The organism is Psychrobacter sp. AOP7-B1-24, from assembly GCF_052376215.1.
GTDB lineage: Bacteria > Pseudomonadota > Gammaproteobacteria > Pseudomonadales > Moraxellaceae > Psychrobacter.
The window spans coordinates 79,163-93,481 of sequence record NZ_JBQSVL010000001.1 but is presented as its reverse complement, the minus strand read 5'-3'; the positions used below and the strand labels follow the sequence as shown (position 1 = coordinate 93,481).

At 41.5% G+C, this 14,319-nt stretch carries 13 protein-coding genes; 10 read left to right on the top strand and 3 right to left on the bottom strand.

Going from position 1 to position 14,319, the window contains the following annotated elements:
* The first annotated feature begins 138 nt into the window (after window positions 1-138).
* The 6 genes from ACT3QP_RS00385 to ACT3QP_RS00360 all read left to right on the top strand — a co-directional run bounded on the left by ACT3QP_RS00385 (window position 139) and on the right by ACT3QP_RS00360 (window position 6,140).
* A complete protein-coding gene (locus ACT3QP_RS00385; protein WP_225739066.1) occupies window positions 139-978 on the top strand; it encodes a histidine kinase in 840 nt (279 codons plus the stop codon).
* A 339-nt stretch (window positions 979-1,317) separates the two neighbouring features.
* On the top strand, window positions 1,318-2,055 hold the full coding sequence (locus tag ACT3QP_RS00380) for a LytR/AlgR family response regulator transcription factor (RefSeq protein ID WP_444524031.1): 738 nt from the start codon (window positions 1,318-1,320) through the stop codon (window positions 2,053-2,055).
* A 324-nt stretch (window positions 2,056-2,379) separates the two neighbouring features.
* Complete coding sequence (gene hemC, locus ACT3QP_RS00375; protein ID WP_192518370.1) at window positions 2,380-3,414, top strand: hydroxymethylbilane synthase; 1,035 nt, start codon at window positions 2,380-2,382, stop codon at window positions 3,412-3,414.
* A 96-nt stretch (window positions 3,415-3,510) separates the two neighbouring features.
* Window positions 3,511-4,464: a uroporphyrinogen-III synthase gene (locus tag ACT3QP_RS00370; protein WP_225739069.1), complete on the top strand. Its 954-nt coding sequence runs from the start codon at window positions 3,511-3,513 to the stop codon at window positions 4,462-4,464.
* A gap of 180 nt (window positions 4,465-4,644) precedes the next feature.
* Entirely contained in the window at window positions 4,645-5,580 is a 936-nt protein-coding gene (locus ACT3QP_RS00365; protein WP_192518371.1) for a hypothetical protein, read from the top strand.
* A gap of 68 nt (window positions 5,581-5,648) precedes the next feature.
* Complete coding sequence (locus ACT3QP_RS00360; protein ID WP_442440032.1) at window positions 5,649-6,140, top strand: acyl-CoA thioesterase; 492 nt, start codon at window positions 5,649-5,651, stop codon at window positions 6,138-6,140.
* A 142-nt stretch (window positions 6,141-6,282) separates the two neighbouring features.
* Here the strand turns inward: ACT3QP_RS00360 and ribBA are convergent, their stop codons facing one another.
* Entirely contained in the window at window positions 6,283-7,395 is a 1,113-nt protein-coding gene (ribBA, locus tag ACT3QP_RS00355; protein ID WP_192518373.1) for a bifunctional 3,4-dihydroxy-2-butanone-4-phosphate synthase/GTP cyclohydrolase II, read from the bottom strand.
* A 349-nt stretch (window positions 7,396-7,744) separates the two neighbouring features.
* Window positions 7,745-9,034, bottom strand: a complete 1,290-nt coding sequence (locus tag ACT3QP_RS00350; RefSeq protein ID WP_192518374.1) for a replication-associated recombination protein A — start codon at window positions 9,032-9,034, stop codon at window positions 7,745-7,747.
* 290 nt (window positions 9,035-9,324) lie between these two features.
* Here ACT3QP_RS00350 and ACT3QP_RS00345 point away from each other — a divergent pair, with 290 nt between their 5' ends.
* Both ACT3QP_RS00345 and ACT3QP_RS00340 read left to right on the top strand, forming a co-directional pair.
* Entirely contained in the window at window positions 9,325-9,855 is a 531-nt protein-coding gene (locus ACT3QP_RS00345) for a type IV secretion protein Rhs (RefSeq protein ID WP_444518441.1), read from the top strand.
* A gap of 37 nt (window positions 9,856-9,892) precedes the next feature.
* Window positions 9,893-10,807 (top strand): hypothetical protein, encoded by a 915-nt coding sequence (locus ACT3QP_RS00340; RefSeq protein ID WP_192518375.1) that lies wholly within the window; start codon window positions 9,893-9,895, stop codon window positions 10,805-10,807.
* An 85-nt stretch (window positions 10,808-10,892) separates the two neighbouring features.
* On the opposite strand, the gene gltA is transcribed toward ACT3QP_RS00340, so the two are convergent.
* Complete coding sequence (gene gltA, locus ACT3QP_RS00335) at window positions 10,893-12,173, bottom strand: citrate synthase (protein ID WP_192518376.1); 1,281 nt, start codon at window positions 12,171-12,173, stop codon at window positions 10,893-10,895.
* A gap of 1,051 nt (window positions 12,174-13,224) precedes the next feature.
* Between gltA and sdhC the strand changes: the two genes are divergently transcribed.
* Window positions 13,225-13,611 carry a succinate dehydrogenase, cytochrome b556 subunit gene (sdhC, locus tag ACT3QP_RS00330; RefSeq protein ID WP_075101402.1) on the top strand — a complete coding sequence of 129 codons (387 nt, stop codon included), beginning with the start codon at window positions 13,225-13,227 and terminating at the stop codon, window positions 13,609-13,611.
* A 2-nt stretch (window positions 13,612-13,613) separates the two neighbouring features.
* Window positions 13,614-14,018, top strand: coding sequence for a succinate dehydrogenase, hydrophobic membrane anchor protein (gene sdhD, locus ACT3QP_RS00325; protein ID WP_318779507.1), 405 nt, complete (start codon window positions 13,614-13,616; stop codon window positions 14,016-14,018).
* Window positions 14,019-14,319 lie beyond the last annotated feature (301 nt).

Genomic DNA, 14,319 nt, shown 5'->3' with positions numbered 1-14,319 from the left:
CTTACGGTGGTGCGTCGTTATGATATTGCAACTTGGTCGGACTTTTTAATTCAATTTATGTGCGCGGCGCTTCAAAACATACTTAGTATTATGCCATCGTTATATATTATAGATTATCTGCGACCAGTCTTCAAAAGCATGAATATACCTAAAGTCAGTCTGTATGTCGTGGCCTTGCTTATGACGGCTAGTGCTATTTCAATAGCTTTGGTTCAGCTCATTACGATTAATATGGGTTGGTCTGAATATAATAGTCAAACATTTATTTTAGCCATCGTGTTTGATACCTTGATTGGCGGTGGCTTTACCCTAGTATTTTTACTGTATTTTTTACGTCGCTATCGTGAGGTGAATGCCCTAAAACAGTCATTCGAACAAAAATTAAGTGCCCAAAATGATGTGATTAAAGCGCGTCTGTCCCCGCATTTTTTCTTTAATACCATTAATACGCTTGTGTCACTTATCGAATCCAATCCTCCACGAGCTTCCGCTTTATTACAGAACGTTTCTGCACTATTTCGTGCTAGCTTTAATGGCGCAAGAGAGATTAGCTTCGAAGAAGAGATAGCTCTTTGTGAGCATTATTTGGCGATCGAGTCGAGCCGTTTGGCAGATAAGCTTGAAGTGAGCTGGCACCTGCCTGACGAAGATATTATGTATGATATGGTCGTCACGGCCCTAACCTTACAAAGCATATTGGAGCGCATGCTACTAAATGTGGTTGAGCTGACGACCGAAGTTGTTTATATCAAGATTAACGTAACGTGGGAGATGCATCGAGTAGCAATTGTGATAAGTGTTGACTTACCCAAAAAAACGCTGATTATTAACCATGATTTACGCCAAAACATGAATTTTTACATTCAAGCTGAGCGTTTACGTTCTTACTTTGGTCAAAGCGCTGATATTAAAAGTACCGTTACCAATACTCAAATTATTACTATCATTGACTATCCTCTCCAAGATGTCAGCTTATGATATTTTTTATGACTTGTTTTAGCTCTATATCTTTTAGTGAATAAGGCTTGGCATACTTATTGCATTATACTTAATGTCTATATTATTGTTTTAACTTGTATTTATATAAGGCAAAGATTCATTATGTTTAACCATTGGTGATTAAACATAACGAGTACGATGTAAAGTAATAACAGTAGACCAGATCTGTTATCATCCACATTTTATCGATTATTGTAGAGTTAATTTCTTTTATTTATAACTGTATTTAATATAATAATGCTAGGTAAGTGACGATGAATGATAATATGTATGTGACATCTATTAAAATATCCAGTTTGTCTCAAGATGGGAGTTTAAATGCGTATTGTAGTTTGTGATGATGAGCCACTAGCACGTGAGCGTTTGGTCCGCATTGTAAAAGAATCAGGTCATCAGGTGGTTGCTCAAGCAACAACAGGTACGGAAGCCATTATCGCCGTCAAAACTGAGCAGCCTGATATTATATTGTTAGATATTCGTATGCCTGAGATGGATGGAGTTCGCTGCGCGCAAGAGCTTGCGAGACTTGAACATCCGCCAGCGATTATATTCGTCACCGCTTATGATCATTATGCGATTGCAGCGCTAAAGGCCAATGCTATTGGTTGTTTATTGAAACCAGCCAATAAAGACGAGTTGATAGAGGCGCTCGACAAAGCAAAAAATCTAAATGCGGCCCAATTGAATGAAATTCGTAAGCTCGAAGACCCAACTACGCGGCCAGTACGTGAGCATATCGCTGCTCGTACCCACCGAGGCGTTGAACTGATCAAAATCAAAGATATTTATTATTTTACTGCTGACCAAAAGTATGTCAAAGTACGCCACAAGGGCGGTATTGTACTTATTGATGAGACACTCAAAGAGCTGGAACAAGAGTTTGAAGATCGTTTATTTCGGGTGCATCGTAATGCCATTATCAACCTTAGCTATTTAGACTACTTAGAAACCTTGGATGCGGGGCAGTATCAGATACGCTTTAAAGGTATCGATGAAACATTGGCAGTGAGCCGTCGTCACTTGCCAGCGTTACGTGACAAGATTCAAAGTATGTAATTTATAAAAAAGTAAAATCGCAAGTTGGACTGGTACAGAGATGAAACCTATGTAAATCAAACCACTTGGCGCTAATGGCAAACCTTAGCTATTTTAGGCTATTTAGATCACTATTGATCGAATTGAGAACACAGCTTAATCACACCATATCATCAAACCCTTATTTATGCTTAAATAGGGGTGTTTTTTTGCGTCAGCAATTACTATAACTGGTTTATACCGTTCATCTTTGGTAGGAAATCTGCAGTAGGGTTTAGCACCGACATGGTTGGAACTAATATAAACAGCACCAAGATTATAGTATCTAACTTATTGAGGCCTTTTATGAGCAATTCACAGAAACCTGCATTGACCACATTAAATATTGCCACACGTCAGAGCCCTTTAGCACTATGGCAGGCTGAGCATATTCGTGATCGTCTATTAGAGATGTATCCTAATTTGACTGTTAACTTGCTAAAAATTGTCACTAAAGGTGATAAAATTTTGGATACACCATTGGCCAAAATTGGTGGCAAAGGTTTGTTTGTTAAAGAGCTTGAGCAAGCACTGTATAATAAACAAGCCGATATTGCTGTACATTCATTAAAAGACGTACCGATGCAACTTCCTGAAGGCTTGACACTCGGGGTTTATTGTAAACGAGCCTCACCAACGGACGCTTTTGTTTCTAACACTTATCATAATATTGATGAGTTACCACAAGGTGCTATTGTTGGTACATCAAGTTTGCGTCGTCAGTGTCAAATTAAAGCTTATCGCCCAGATTTGCAGATCAAAACCTTACGCGGTAACGTGGGTACTCGCCTGGGTAAACTAGATGCTGGTGAGTATGATGCTATTATACTCGCGACCAGTGGCTTGCAGCGTATTGAGTTGAACGAGCGCATACGCGGGGAGCTTGAGATTGATGCTTGCTTACCTGCAGTTGGCCAAGGCGCGCTGGCGATTGAGTGTCGTGAAGGCGATGAAGAGGTACTTAAACTACTTGCACCGTTGAATGATGACAAAGCCCGTATTCGCCTCATCGCTGAGCGTGCGTTAAACCGTCACCTAGAAGGTGGTTGCCAAGTTCCGATTGCAGCTTACGCTGTTTTACAGATGGCTGATGAAACCGATGCTAACAACGATGACAACGGTGATGATGGCAATAATGACGATGGTAATGTATTGTGGCTACGTGGTCGAGTAGGTCAAGCAGATGGTAGTGAACTGTTAAGAGCAGAAAAACGGGTCACATTAGTCGGCAGCCAAGAAGCACAAGAAACACAAGCCAATCAACTGGGTATTGATGTTGCAAAGCTATTGCTTGCTGATGGAGCTGGTGACATTTTGTCAGCGATTTATCACCCTGAATAACACGTCAATATTTTATTACCTTCACTATAGTTTCAGCATCAATAATGGTGAAACTATAGTCAGGTAAACTTCTTCACCGTTTGCCATGGTACGTCTATGTCATCAATGTTAAATCACGCCAATCCCACCTCTAATACTCAACCGTATAACAAGTCATCGCTACCGCAAATAATCATCAATACGCGGCCAGTAGAGCGTGCGGCAGCGCTGACGGAGCACCTAAAGACGGCAGGATTTAGTGTGATTGAGATACCAATGTTGGCGCTACAGTCACGGCCGATAACTGACCATGATATGGTACGGATGCGGCAATGGCTAGCAGGTGAGTATCAGGCATTGGTGATTGTCAGTCCAACTGCGGCAGCTTCGGGCCTAGCGGTTTGGCAAGCACTTGAATGTGAATACCATGTTCAGCAATCTCAGGAGAGTGGAGATGAGCGCAAAGAGGCAGAGCTTCAGGATTTAAGAGCGCCAAGCCATTTGATTGCTGTCGGTGAAGCAACTGCGACTGTATTAAATGATACCAATATTCGTGCATCAAATTATCAGGTGTTACAGCCTAGCGTTGCCAATAATGAAGGTATGTTAGCGATGCCTGAGATTGATCGTTTACAAGCAGGTGATAAACTGTTGATATGGCGTGGACTCGGTGGACGACGACTATTGGTGGATACGTTACAAGCGCGTGGTGTGCATATCGATAGTATCGCTTGGTATGAGCGCAAGATGCCTGTTGAGGCAAGCAGACAGTATCAGCAGTGGTTACAAGAATTTTCGACATATTGTTCAAGTCAAAACATAGCTCTATCGGAGCCGCCCAAGCCAATCGTTGTGATTAGCAGTGGCGCTGCTTTTGAGCATTGGACCGGTATTGTGCAAGATGCTCGCGACGAAGCGATCACGCTAGAGCTATCAGACTTTGAGTATGTCGTATTAGGTGAGCGCTTAGCCAATATGGTCGCAGCACAACAATTAAGCTATTGGCGTGTGGAAAACTTGGCGCCAGAAACTATTCTCGCTGCTATCAAGGTGCAGCCTCAATTTACTTAATGGTGACCTAAATTGCGAATTTTTTCAAATAGTTGGTTAATATTGCAATATTATCGACACTGTTTATCTGCTTTGGCTGTCATTTATCACTATCTTTAAAAGAAGATCACGGCTTAACAACAACATTTTATATTTATTTGCTTCAAATGTATTTGAATTTATCAATAAAGGCACTGCCTGATGTCATTTAATCCTCAATCGTTACCTGATGAACCCTCCGCCACTCAACAGCGACAACAAGCGAACATGTTGTTGGTACGATTACAATGGCTGCTGATTTTGTTGCTTATCGCTGCATCATTTTGGTTATATATCAGTCAACAGCGTTTTCAGCAGAACATTAATGAGCGCCTACAAAGCAATGAGCAAATCGTTAGCCGTCTAAATGAGATGGATGATCGCTTATTTTCGATGAGTCAGCAGACGTTGCCAGAGGTTAGTAACAACGGTAGCAACCAAGCTCAAAATCAGTTGGATTTACTACGTATTCAACTCCGAGCTGTTGATAGACTATTGGTAGATAGTAACGATAGTGCCGCAATTGAGTTATTGCGAGGTCTACATTGGCAGCTCTCACAAAGCAGTAATGAAATTGCGCCAGCATTGACCATCGTTATCAAGCAAAACTTGATGAAAGATATCGAGCGTTTACAGGCAAGCAGTGCTCAACCCAACCCTTGGCAGCTACAAAACTTAGCCATCCAAAATATTCAAGATTTTTTGCAAAGCCGTGAACGTGTATCTAATACCTCCATGCAGACGAAGATTACCGATAATAATATAGGTCTCACGCGTACGCAGCTTACGATTCATGAAGTGATTATGACCCTGAATTTAGCGACTCAAGCCAGCAATATGCGTGAGCATGATCAACTTATAAGTTATTTGACGCAAGCGCGAACGCAGTTGCAGTTTTTAGTTCCTAGAAAACCAGCCGCACAAACTTCAGCCGTGCAAGGGTCAATAGATACAATAAAAACACCTAACGAAAATGATTTACAAACCAAATCAGCTCCTACGGATATTTCAGAAGTTTTAGACTGGTTGGATCAATTGATTGCCAAAGCACCGAAACCAACACCATTATTGACCACGCAAGTTTTGGACAACCCTTAGCACCGATAGGCGTTGTGTCCTTTTAAAAAGATGTATGGCTAATAATATAGAATTAAAAGTGAGCTATTATGACCAATACTAAAGAAACAGTGCCATCAACAGTCAGTAAGCGAGCAGAAAACATCCCTGCTGAGTTGGCACATTATTCGATTATTCATCATCAGCCCATTCATTGGGGTGAAATGGATGCCTTTAATCATTTAAATAATGTCACTTATTATCGTTACTCTGAGTCAGCACGTATTGCTTATTTACAGGCATTGGGCATGTTTGACGGCAGTATGGTCACAGTATTAGCTCAGTCTAGCTGTCAATACTTGCGTCCAGTGACTTATCCAGATACTTTGCTCTTAGGCGTACGTTGTCAGCGCTTGGGTAGAACCAGTATTGTAATGGAATACAGCTATTACAGCACAGCCCAACAGGCAATCGTTGCCATTGCTGAAGCAGTTGTGGTACGTCTAGATAGTAATGGAAAGGATAAGTTGCCATGGACAGCCGAGGAGCGTGCGCGGCTATTAGCCTTAGAAGAAAAGGTGGGCCATACACCTGAGACTTAAAAGCATTAAAATATTGCTCTGTATAAGTACATGAGTTGAAATAATAAATAAAATCATCGAATACGAAAAAGGCATGCTAACGCTAGAGTAGCATGCCTTTTTATTTAAGCTTAAATGCTTGCATCAATGATGCAAACACATATTAGTCTTGCTGCGGCGCATGAACAAAATCAACCACATTTAAATCAAAACCTGATAATGCAAAAAACTTCATTGGTGATGACAATAGACGCATGTCACGAACACCTAAATGACGCAGTATCTGAGCGCCAACACCGATACTACGGTATGGTTGTTGCGTGATGGTAGATTGCGACTCATTGTCTGCAGCTTTATCTAATGCATCGCCGAGATCAACGGGTTGATTGTTACCAATCCAAACTAACACACCGCGCTCTGATGCATTAATCTCTTTTAGTGCCGACTGTACGCTCCAGCCACTACGACCAGTCATGTCATTTTTAGCGGCGAATAAATCACGCAATGGATGGAAGCCATGAACACGTACGGTGCTGACGCCTTCGCTGACATCGCCTTTTACCAACGCTAAATGTGTCTCTTCAGCACCAAACTCACGGAAACGATGCAAGGTAAAAGTACCGTGCTCAGTTTCAAACGGATATGATTCTACTTCTTCTACGGTTTGTTCATTTGCGATACGGTAGTTGATGAGTTCAGCAATTGTACCTATTTTGATGTCGTGTTCTTTTGCAAATACTTCTAGATCGTCACGGCGTGCCATCGTACCGTCGGCATTGATAATTTCTACAATAACTGCTGCTGGTTCAAGACCTGCCAATCGTGCCAAGTCACAACCTGCTTCTGTGTGGCCAGCACGATGCAGAACGCCACCATTTTGTGCCATGATTGGAAAGATATGACCAGGTTGGACGATGTCTTCAGGTTTTGCTGAAGAAGAAACAGCCGCTTGAACCGTACGAGCACGGTCACCTGCCGAAATACCTGTGGTAACACCTTCTGCGGCCTCAATTGAGACGGTAAAGTTGGTGCTAAATTTTGCTTCATTGCGATCTGACATCAATGGCAGTGCCAACTGTTGGCAACGTGCTTGTGATAAGGTTAAGCAAACTAAGCCACGCGCATGGGTAATCATAAAGTTGATATCTTCAGGACGAACATGGGTCGCTGCCATGATGATATCGCCTTCATTTTCGCGGTCTTCATCATCCATCAAGATGACCATTTTTCCAGCACGAATATCTTCGATAATCTCAGGAATCGTATTTAAACTCATAGTAAATCTCAATATTTTATTATTTATAGATAGGTGTGATTTGGAATCTAAAGCATTATCTATCTATTAGAGCAGTAGATAATACAAAGCGCTGTTACGGTCAAGCAAAGCGCTATTACGGTCAAGCAAAGCGCGCTATAAGCAATATCATTTGATATAAAGGTGACTCACTTAATTGCTTGTATAGTTCATTATGAGGTTATTTTAACGCTTTTCATCACAACGTGCTGAGGCATCTTCCCACTATATCGTTCAGTCTATCAAAAATAGTCATAAGTATTATCAATAATCACTACTATTCAGGCATTAAAGAGCACGTTACATAATAAGATGGCACGTCTATACGTGGTTAGTCATTACTTGCTGCTTGGCTTTTTAGCCAATCCATAAATTGTTTGCTATGTTGTTCTCGCTGATTGTCTGCAAACTCGTAAAAGCTTGTGCCCATTAATTTCTCTGGCAAATAAGATTGCGGATAATAATGATGGGGATAGTCATGGGGATAGACGTAATCTTGACCATAGCCTTGATTACGCATCAGCTTGGTCACACCATTGCGTAGATGGAGCGGCACAGGAGAGGAATCATTTTCTGCCAACGCCATCGCTGCATTGATAGCTTTATAAGTGCTATTGCTTTTGGCACTGGTTGCCAGATAAACCACCACTTGGCCCAATATAATACGTGATTCTGGCATACCAATTGATTGCACACTGCGCAATGCTGCATCAGCAAGGAGGAGGGCATTAGGATTGGCATTACCGATATCTTCACTGGCCAAAATAACTAAGCGGCGTGCGATAAAGTCAGCAGGCTCGCCACCTACCAGCATCCGCGCCATCCAGTATAAGGCAGCATCTGGATCTGAGCCGCGTATAGATTTTATCATCGCTGAGACGATATCGTAATGTTGCTCGCCATCTTTGTCGTAGCGTACTAGCGCGGTCTGAGCGACACGAGCGACCAACTCATCATCGATGATGACGGTTGACTGATTGGTATCCGCTGTTTGAGTGGCAAGCTCTAATAAGTTTAATGCCTTTCGAGCATCACCATGTGCCAGTTGGCTGATCGTATCTTGTGCCCGCAAATCAATCGTTAGTTCTTTAAGGATAGTATCTTCTGAAATAGCCCGCTGTAATACCGCACTTATTTGCTCTGGTGTCAGTGGTTCCAAACGATACACTTGGCAACGTGATAACAGCGCATTATTGACACTGAACGAGGGGTTTTCAGTGGTAGCGCCAATCAAGGTGATGTCACCGGCCTCTACGGCACCTAGCAATGCATCTTGTTGAGCTTTATTAAAACGATGAATTTCATCAATAAATACTACAGGAGACTCAAAGCCGAGCGAGTCTTTGTTATCTAATACCTCACGTAACTGTTTAACACCAGTATTTAGCGCAGATAATGCATGAAAAGGTCTACCTACAGCATTCGCCAATAGCATGGCAATAGTAGTTTTACCAATACCTGCTTCGCCATGCAAAATAATCGATGGCAGATGTCCTTGTTCGACCAAACATCGTAATGGTGCCCCTACCGCTAGTAAATGCTCTTGACCAATAATAGCAGTAAGGCGACTAGGACGCATGCGCTGGGCAAGTGGTGTGTCGGCGTGAAAGTTAGGTGGCATAAGGCTCTCTATTACAAAGGAATGTTTGAATGACTATATAACGATCGGTTTTTCAAGATGCTAGCGGTTTGGAAAATGATATTTGGCACGTATCGTGCACGCTACAAGCTATCATAGGCTAATGTTAATGAAAGCTCGCTAAGTGTACAGCTTATGTCCCAAACGCTTTGGTTTTTAGAGTTTATCCCTATTAACAGCTTAGCCACATTGATGAGCAGAATTAATAAATACTGTTCATCAAGCATAATTTATTAGAAATAGCCTATCAAGCATAAGGTATTAGATTAATGATGTCTCAATCGATATTTAAGCGTTTTTCAAATCGATATTTAGCTAGCAGTGCAAAACAGTCTTCACGTCTATTGACCGTTAGAGAGGTAGCACTGGCCCGTTCGGTTTTTGGTAACAGTATCAATCTCGATGAGGTTCAGCTTAAGACCGCGTGGTGGGTACTAAAGAACTATGCCGTCAGTCCCAATGGCAATATTTATTTTCATCCAGCAGATTGGATTACGGATTTTAGCAAGGCTTCATTGGGTAAGCAAAGCTGGTTGATACACGAGTTAACCCATGTATGGCAGTTACAGCAAGGTATAAAAGTAGTGCGTGGAGCGCTTATTGATCGTCGTTATGATTATGTACTTGAGATAGGCAAGCCTTTTTTTAAGTATGGTATCGAACAGCAGGCGCGTATGGTGCAGGATTATTTTATTCGTCATCAGCGTAAACAGGACTGCCAAGCATTAGAAGCCTGTATTCCATTTTTGACCGTAAACCCTATCGCACAAAAACCTCGTACCGATAGTTCATTAATAGTTTAGCTTTTAATATTTTGCGCCAATAAGGATGTCTCATCTCATGATCAATTTTTTTCCAGCAAAGCTTGCTATTAATGCTCGCCCTCCTACGACTTTACTTATGGCGACACTAACGGGAATGCTGTTTTTGGCAGGTTGTCAGCAGCAGTCGGAAACTCAGCCTATATTGGAGGACGGTCAGACCAGTGCACAGGAAAATGCCAAAGACAATGAACCCATGCCGCAGAGTGAGTCAGCTGCTGCCAGAATAGCGCAATATCAGCCCATTTACGTGACACAAATGCAGGGGTTACAGCGCCGCTTACAGGCGGAGTATGAGTCATTACAAGCGGCTGATGCCTCAGAAAATCCAGACTCGCTACTAAATCCTGACACCAGTTCTGCTAAGGCCAACGATACCGTTGATGATAGTAAAAATAAAGTGGCCAGTGTAGATATAGTAGAGACAACACCTACTAAGTCGGTAGATTCTACTGTAGGAGATAGCGAGACTGCGCCGCTTGCTGATATTAATACCAGTACCGAGGTGGGTGAGCGTGACTTAACGGTTTTAAAGCGTATCAGTCTCGAACCGCGCAAGCCTGTATTGCTAACAGAAGAGCAAATCATTGAAAGCTATCAACAAGCGATGGATACGCTTTACCAACCTGTGACCACATCACTGAACGCAGAAGATGTGAATACACTCATCAATATTGCGACATTGGTGCCACAGTTGTTTGAAAGCGCAGAAATTGCGGGGCGAGTCAGTGCAAAGAGTCCTGCGTTGGCACGTCTGATCATTCAGCATCAGGTGTGGGAACAGATAGAGGCCCAGCAGGTCATTGATATGCAGCAGATGAAAGCTGATCAGCAAGAGGAGTTTGAAACACTCATGACCAAATTCAACGAAACGATTGAAGGCTATGATGAGCAAATTGCCAAATATGAGCAAACATTAGAATCATTTAAATAAAAGTTGCTAGCCATTCAGAAAAGTCCTAAAGCATAAAAAATCCCGCACGATGGCGGGATTTTTTATGCAATAAAGAGGCCTTTACTTATTTACGGTCTGCAACTTCAACGAAGTCACGATGCGTTTCACCAGTGTATAACTGACGTGGACGACCGATTTTGAACGGAGTGCTGTGCATCTCTAACCAATGGCTGATCCAACCAGAAGTACGAGCTAGTGAGAAGATCACTGTAAACATTGACGTTGGAATACCAATGGCTTTTAAGATAATGCCAGAGTAAAAATCAACGTTTGGATATAGGTTACGCTCAACGAAGAACGGATCTTCTAATGCAATTTTTTCAAGCGCCATTGCTAGTTCAAGCTTAGGATCGTTGATACCAAGCGCGCCTAATACTTCATCACAAGTCTCTTTCATAACCTGTGCACGTGGATCAAAGTTTTTGTAGACACGATGGCCAAAGCCCATAAGCTTCACTTCACGGCTCTTCACTTTTTCCATGAATGCAGGTACATTTTCAACAGTACCGATTTCATCTAGCATCTCAAGAACAGCTTCGTTGGCGCCGCCATGTGATGGTCCCCAAAGAGCAGCGATACCAGCAGCGATACAAGCATAAGGGTTTGCACCAGTAGAACCTGCTAGACGTACAGTAGATGTTGACGCATTTTGTTCGTGGTCAGCATGCAATGTAAAGATCTTGTCCATGGCGCGAGTGATGACATCGTTGGTTTGATAGTCAACATCCGCAGGTGTTGCAAACATCATGTACAAGAAGTTTTCAGCGTAGTTAAAGTCGTTACGCGGATACATAAACGGTTCGCCCTGTGAGTATTTATAACTCATTGCGGCAAGCGTTGGCATCTTAGCGATTAGACGGATAGCTGTGATTTCGCGGTGCTCTTCGTTGCTCACGTCTAAGTTGTCGTGATAGAACGCAGATAAGGCACCAACGACACCTACCATAATAGCCATTGGATGCGCATCACGGCGGAAACCTTCAAAGAACTTACGTAGTTGATCGTGAACGCCTGTATGTTTACGGATTTTTTCAAAAAAATCTGCTTTTTGTTCAGCGTTCGGTAGGTCGCCATGAATTAAGGCGTAAGCAACTTCTAGATATTCAGCATTGTTTGCTAACTGATCGATAGGGTAGCCGCGGTGTAATAACTCGCCTTTGCCACCATCAATATAAGTAATCTTTGATTCAACAGGGGCAGTTACTTTAAAACCAGGGTCATAAGACCAAAATTCTGAGCCTTGTAGAGCAGCAATGTCGATAACTGGGCGCCCTAAAGTACCTTTAATAATAGGCAGTTCGTATTCGTCATCATTGACGGTTAGTTTGGCATTGTTGTCAGCCATAAATTGCTCTCCATTGTTTTAGCTTGTTAGAATAAAATTATTACGGACGCATACCCTCGCGTCATCGTCAGTCAAATGCTCAAAATACATCTAACTCATTTAATACGCAGAGTATATTAGCAGTAATTCCCTGTGATTTGAAAAGACTTTTACTATCAATACTGCTCATTCGTACCGTTTAGCCGCGTTTATCCCCTGTAATTTTTGTATCAAAATATGTCCAATAAGTAATTTGGTGTCAAAAACCCTTTTTTATAAAAAGCAATGATTCTCATTAACATTATAATATTAAAGCGTTTTTGGCAAGATTACTGACCAAAAAAATTAGGTCTATTGACTATAAAACAGACAGAGTATGAACGAACGACTATTGAGTTTGAGTTTTTGGTGTATAAGAAGTGAGTAATATTAATGAATTCATATTGCAAATAGCCAGCTTTTTGTTAATTCGTCACTAATAATCAGTATTTAGGGGATAAATTTGTAATTAGTGCTCAGGCATTTTATAATTAGAGGGATTTAACTGGCACTAGCTTTGCGCAGATTAAGCGATAATCTTAGTTGAGTAATCTGTAAAGTTTTGCTTTACTCATGCTTTATTACGATTGGATAACCAGCTTATAGACCAAAACCAGCCTGTCGTTTGGATATTTTTGTTAATTGTTCTATCTTTAAACAGCCAATAATAAAGTTTATCTTAACAAAAGTGATACTATAGAGATGACACAATGGCGTTATCTTTTTTTTGTTAATGGCAATCAGTAAAAATAGAATAGTTAATCGATTTATCAAACGCCTCATCTTTACTGTCAGAACGTCAGTAAAAATTTTATTGATGAGGGGATGCATTAGCTCAATGAGCTATGTTGGATCGTCTATATAGTATAAAACGTATTATAGTATAAGACGTATTCGCCTTCTAACTTTAGCGCAAATTAAACTACGTCAGCTAGCCCTTCCTTACTTTATTCGTCTCATGTGTTGCTCGTTGCTTTATATAATATTTATATAAAGCATTGATAGCAGATACAGGAGTATAACCGCAAAAAGGATGCCCGCTGTGAAAAGCAACCGACCTATTGATCTGCCTTTAAGCCAAGTGATTAGCGTTAATCGCTCACCGATCGCAATTGCTTCAATCTTGCATCGTATATCTGGCATTATTTTATTTTTATTGATTCCCGTCATGCTATGGCTCCTGCAGAACTCACTGGCATCGCCTGAGAGTTTTGAGACCGTATTTGACAACGTACTCGTGCGCTTTTTAGCATGGATATTTGTTGCCGCGATTGCTTATCACTTTGTGATGGGCATCAAACACTTATTCGCTGACATGGGCATGAACGAAGAGCTAAAATCTGGCCGTGCCGCTTCTAAGGTCAGTTTTGTGATTGCAGCGATTCTAATTGTCGCGTCATTTGTATGGGTGATGTTCTAATGATTAAAAATGATTCAGGAATAAAAAGTGCTACTGGTCTGACCGGCTCAGGCTCACGTGATTGGATTATCCAGCGTATCAGCGCTGTTGTTTTAGCCGTTTATAGTGTGGTGTTGTTGGGCTTCTTTTTGACCCATGGCGATGTCACTTATCTTGAGTGGTCATCATTTATGACTAGCTTGCCTATGCGTTTATTCAGCTTAGTTGCTGTACTTGCATTGGCTGGTCATGCTTGGGTAGGTATGTGGACAGTATTTACTGACTATATTACCACTGGCAAATTAGGCTCAGGCGCAGCAAGTTTACGTTTAGTGCTACAGTCATTAATGATTATCGCTATTTTAGTCTTTCTATTTTGGGGTATCATGATTTTTTGGGGTAGTGGATTCGGTGTAGTCGCCGTTTAACCCAATAATTTATACCTTTACTATCTATAACAATAGCGGGTGTGCTCAGCAACACTATTGGCTGCTGAATGATTTAAAAGCCATCCGTTATAGCCAATAATAGTCATAGCATTGGGCAGTTTCTGACTTAAGCGGTCATTTAAAGACAGCCAATCAATTTGAAAGTAAAAGAAACTAGCCTAATATAACGATAGATATGCAAATTAAGTGGCCAAAAGTTGTTTGCGTCATCCTATTAAGTAATCGCATTTAATGGCTGAATAAATATGACATTCAGCCCTGTAATAAGATGATGCTTGAT

Excerpts from the sequence above, each read along its gene's own strand:
- ACT3QP_RS00385 (WP_225739066.1), top strand. The coding sequence starts at position 139 with ATGAATATACCTAAAGTCAGTCTGTATGTCGTGGCCTTGCTTATGACG.
- ACT3QP_RS00380 (WP_444524031.1), top strand. The coding sequence starts at position 1,318 with ATGCGTATTGTAGTTTGTGATGATGAGCCACTAGCACGTGAGCGTTTG.
- hemC (WP_192518370.1), top strand. The coding sequence starts at position 2,380 with ATGAGCAATTCACAGAAACCTGCATTGACCACATTAAATATTGCCACA.
- ACT3QP_RS00370 (WP_225739069.1), top strand. The coding sequence starts at position 3,511 with ATGTCATCAATGTTAAATCACGCCAATCCCACCTCTAATACTCAACCG.
- ACT3QP_RS00365 (WP_192518371.1), top strand. The coding sequence starts at position 4,645 with ATGTCATTTAATCCTCAATCGTTACCTGATGAACCCTCCGCCACTCAA.
- ACT3QP_RS00360 (WP_442440032.1), top strand. The coding sequence starts at position 5,649 with ATGACCAATACTAAAGAAACAGTGCCATCAACAGTCAGTAAGCGAGCA.
- ribBA (WP_192518373.1), bottom strand. The coding sequence starts at position 7,395 with ATGAGTTTAAATACGATTCCTGAGATTATCGAAGATATTCGTGCTGGA.
- ACT3QP_RS00350 (WP_192518374.1), bottom strand. The coding sequence starts at position 9,034 with ATGCCACCTAACTTTCACGCCGACACACCACTTGCCCAGCGCATGCGT.
- ACT3QP_RS00345 (WP_444518441.1), top strand. The coding sequence starts at position 9,325 with ATGTCTCAATCGATATTTAAGCGTTTTTCAAATCGATATTTAGCTAGC.
- ACT3QP_RS00340 (WP_192518375.1), top strand. The coding sequence starts at position 9,893 with ATGATCAATTTTTTTCCAGCAAAGCTTGCTATTAATGCTCGCCCTCCT.
- gltA (WP_192518376.1), bottom strand. The coding sequence starts at position 12,173 with ATGGCTGACAACAATGCCAAACTAACCGTCAATGATGACGAATACGAA.
- sdhC (WP_075101402.1), top strand. The coding sequence starts at position 13,225 with ATGCCCGCTGTGAAAAGCAACCGACCTATTGATCTGCCTTTAAGCCAA.